Annotated in this window: 3 protein-coding genes and 1 pseudogene; 1 reads left to right on the top strand and 3 read right to left on the bottom strand. The window is 70.9% G+C overall.

Annotated features, from left to right (window positions below):
* Positions 1-74 precede the first annotated feature (74 nt).
* Positions 75-557 carry an SRPBCC domain-containing protein gene (locus tag ACNPM4_RS12885; RefSeq protein WP_372468026.1) on the bottom strand — a complete coding sequence of 161 codons (483 nt, stop codon included), beginning with the start codon at positions 555-557 and terminating at the stop codon, positions 75-77.
* 275 nt (positions 558-832) lie between these two features.
* Positions 833-2,056, bottom strand: a complete 1,224-nt coding sequence (locus ACNPM4_RS12880) for an MFS transporter (RefSeq protein WP_105710613.1) — start codon at positions 2,054-2,056, stop codon at positions 833-835.
* A 98-nt stretch (positions 2,057-2,154) separates the two neighbouring features.
* On the opposite strand from ACNPM4_RS12880, the gene ACNPM4_RS12875 reads away from it, so the two are divergent.
* Positions 2,155-3,714 carry an SDR family oxidoreductase gene (locus ACNPM4_RS12875; RefSeq protein WP_448985930.1) on the top strand — a complete coding sequence of 520 codons (1,560 nt, stop codon included), beginning with the start codon at positions 2,155-2,157 and terminating at the stop codon, positions 3,712-3,714.
* Positions 3,715-3,723: 9 nt separating this feature from the next.
* On the opposite strand, the pseudogene ACNPM4_RS12870 reads toward ACNPM4_RS12875, so the two are convergent.
* Positions 3,724-4,074 (bottom strand): annotated as a pseudogene (locus ACNPM4_RS12870) (BCCT family transporter); the annotation flags it as partial.

Here is a 4,074-nt window from a genome sequence, read left to right as displayed (position 1 = left end):
GCCGAGAGCCGTCAGGATGCTCCAGCGCGTCTCGTCCGCGAGCGCCGCGAACATGGGCAGCAGCGTCTCTGTGGTCACGCTTCGCCTTCCACCAGGGCCACCATCTTGTCGAGCTCCAGGTCCCAGCCGGTACGGTGCGACTCGAGGTTGCCGCGCGGGTCGGACGTGCGCTCGAAGCCGCTCTCGACGACCGTCAGGCGCGTGCCGCCGTCGGCCTCTTCGAGCGTGAAGGTGAAGACGGTCGAGGTCGACTCGTCGATGCTGTCGGGGAGCTTCCCGAGGGCGTCGTCGTTGTTCCAGCGGTACGTGATGCGCCGCGGCTCGTCGTACTCGTCGACCCGCAGCGGGATCACGTCGTAGTCGGGGAACGTCATCGTGCCGGTCGCGCCGACGCCGGTGCCGTCGAGCACGGTGCGCCCGAACCAGCGGGAGATGTGCTCGGGTTCGGCGACGGCTCGCCACACCTTCTCGACGGGGGCCGCGATCTGGATGCTGCGCCGGACGGAGAAGGTCTCCTCATCGACGACGGATGCCTCGTTGTGGGTCATGTTCACCATGATGGATCCTTTCGGAGTCTCGCGCTGGCCCGGTCGACCAACTGCAACTCCAGAGTTGCACACTGGTGTCGGTTGCGCAACCCCCGAGTTGCAGTTTTCCGGCCACGGCATCCGCTCCCGCGCTCCGACCCACCTCCGTCCCGCGTCACTTGCAGGACCGATTCACGGATGCAGGATGAAACGCCGCGGATCCGTCCTGCATCCGTGCATCCGTCCGACATCTGCACGCGAGTCGGGACCGGGACTGGACGAATGCCGGAAAACGGATGCCGGGACTACCCCCGCGGGCGGCGCTTCTCCAGGAATCCGGCGAGCAGCACGGCGACGAGGGCGGCGACCGGGGCGACGAGCAGCCCGGCACGCAGGCTCTCCGTCTCGGCGATGTACCCCACGAACGGGGGCGACAGCAGGAACCCGAGGCGCAGCAGCCACGACACGACGGTGAGCCCGACGCCCGCCCGCAGCCCCGGCAGCTCGTCGGCGGCATGCATCGCCGCGGGAATGAGGGTCGCGATGCCGAAGCCGACGGCCGCGAACCCGAGGATCGTGCCCGGGACGGTCGGGAAGGCGAGCGCGAGCGTCATGCCCACCGCCGCGATGATGCCGCCCACTCGCGCGACCCAGCGCTGCCCGAACCGGTCGGTGAGCGGGTCGCCGAGCATCCGGCCGATGAACTGCGCGCCGACCAGGGCGATGAAGCCGAGCGGGGCGATCGCCGCCGCGGCCCCGAGTGAGTCGGCGAGATACAGGGTCGCCCAGGAGTTGCCGGCATCCTCGGCGACGGCTCCGGCCATCGCGATGAGGGTGAGCGCGATGATCGCGATAACGGTGCGCGGGGTCACGTGGCGACGCAGTGCCCCCGTCACCTCGGCCGGGGCGGCGACGGCATCCGGCTCGGTCTCGTCGTCGCGGCCGGGGAGGCAGAATCGTAGGGCCACGAGGGCGACGGTCGCGAACACGGCGGTCGAGATGCCGAGGTGCACACCCAGCGGCAGCTGCAGGGCGATCGCGACGGCGGCCATCGCCCCACCGATCACGGCGCCGATCGACCAGATCGCGTGGAATCCGTTGATGATCGAGCGTCCGTAGCGCCGCTGCACGCGGAGGCCGTGGGCGTTCTGCGCGACATCCGTGATGGCGTCGGATGCTCCGCCGAGGAACAGCGCGACGGCGAACAGCACCCCCGAAGGGGCGAGGGCGGCGGAGAGCAGGCCGATGCTGGTGAGCACGGTGCCGATCACGGCGATGCGCGCCGAGCCGAACCGGCGGATCAGCACCGCGGCCAGGAGCCCCGCGGCGATGGCACCCGCAGGGAACGCGGCGATCGCGAAGCCGTAGCCGAGGTTGTCGAGTCCGAGTCCGGCCTTGATCTCCGGGTAGCGCGGCAGGATGTTCGCGAACAGCGCCCCGTTGGTCAGGAACAGGGCGGAGACGGCGATGCGGGCGCGCCGGGACGCCCGGTCCGGAGCCGTTCGTCGAATCGATTCGATTGAAGCCATGTCTACGATCGTAACGGCCCGGCGCGTACTCCCTATCCGCACAGACTCGTCGCCACAACCCCGTACCCGCCACCCCCTGCCCGTCGTACGCTCGACCCATGGCCCCACTCACCCAGCCCACTGGCGACGAAGAGGCGCTGCGCGCCCTCCCCCGCGACGACGGATCGGCGCCGCGCGCGCTCGTGCTCGGCGCGACCGGATACGTCGGTGGGCGACTCACCCCGCGGCTGCTCAACGCCGGATATCGCGTGCGGGTGCTGGCACGCGATGCCGCGCGCGCGGCATCCTTCCCCTGGGGTCCCGACTGCGAGATCGTCGAAGGATCGGCCGACGACGCGGATGCTGTCGCCGCAGCCATGGACGACGTCGACGTCGTGTACTACCTGATCCACTCGATGACCGCCGGCAAGGGGTTCGAGGAGAGCGACGAGCGCGCGGCGACGACGGTGGCCGAGGCCGCGGCCCACGCGGGTGTGCGGCGCATCGTCTACCTCGGCGGACTGCATCCGGGCGACGTGAAGCTGTCACCCCATCTGCGCTCCCGCGTGCGTGTCGGCGAGATCTTCCTGCAGTCCGGCGTGCCGACGCTCGTGCTGCAGGCGGGGGTCGTGATCGGGTCGGGGTCGGCGTCGTTCGAGATGATCCGTCACCTCACCGACGTGCTGCCGTACATGCCGGCGCCGAAGTGGGTGCGCAACCGCATCCAGCCGATCGCCGTGCGCGACGTGCTGCACTACCTGCTCGGCGCCGCCCGAGTCGACGCCGACGTGAACCGCGCGGTCGACATCGGCGGACCCGACGTGCTGCGCTACGGACAGATGATGAACGGCTACGCGGTCGAGGCCGGTCTGCCCCAGCGTGCGATCGCCGCGCTGCCCGTGCTGACTCCCGGTCTCGCCTCGCACTGGGTCAACCTCGTGACGCCGGTTCCCCGCTCGATCGCCCGCCCGCTCGTGGCGTCGCTGCAGAACGAGTGCATCATGAAGGACCACGCGGTCGACGAGCTGATCCCGCAGCCGGAGGGCGGCCTGACACCGTATCGACGAGCCGTCGACCTGGCGCTCGGGCGGGTCGACGCCGACGCGATCGAGACGAGCTGGCAGGATTCCGAGGTCTCGGGCGCCCCCAGCGACCCGCTGCCGAGCGACCCGGACTGGGCGGGCCGCACGGTCTTCACCGACGCGCGCACGCTCGTCACCTCGGCATCCGTCGACCGGCTGTGGTCCGTGGTGCTGGGCATCGGTGGAACGAACGGCTGGTACTCCTCGCGGTTCCTCTGGGCGGTGCGCGGGCTGATGGACCGCGTGGTCGGCGGGGTGGGCCTGCGCCGCGGTCGCCGTAGTCAGACGGTCGCCCGCGTGGGCGACGCGATCGACTTCTGGCGCGTCGAAGCCGTCGAGGAACCAGGCGCGGCGACCGAGTCGTCGGCGGCGAGCGGTGGGCTGCTGCGGCTCCGTGCCGAGATGAAGGTGCCCGGCGAGGCCTGGCTCGAGCTGCGTGCGCTCCCCGACGCCGCCGGCGCCCGCTACGAGCAGCGGGCGATCTTCTTCCCGCGCGGGCTCAGTGGGCGCCTGTACTGGCTCGCGGTGCTGCCCTTCCACGGGCTGATCTTCGCCAGCATGGCCTCGCGGATCACCGCTGCGGCCGAGAGCGCCTGACGCCGAGAATCACGCCTCCCGCGGTCGCTCCGCATCCGCATCCGCCGCTGCATCCGGCGCCGCATCCGGCGCTGCCGAACCGTCGAGCGCCGCGTCGACCACGGCATCCACCTCGGCGGGCGGGATGATGTCGATCGCCTCGGTGGCCGCCTCGTAGACCTCGGCCAGCGTCTCATCGACGGTCGACTCATCGATCCAGGCGAGGTCGTCCTCCGAGTGGTCGTACTCGACGGGCACGAGCGCGAAGTCGTCGCCGTACTCTTCGAGCCCCGCCATCACGCTGTGGCGCACGGCGGCGCGGGCGTAGCGGTCGCGCAGGATCAGCGGATCGCGCCGCAGATCCTTCATGAACGCGATCAT

It is taken from the genome of Microbacterium umsixpiens (assembly GCF_053543675.1).
Note: the sequence above shows the minus strand (reverse complement) of the source record. Positions and strands in the feature narration are given on the sequence as shown.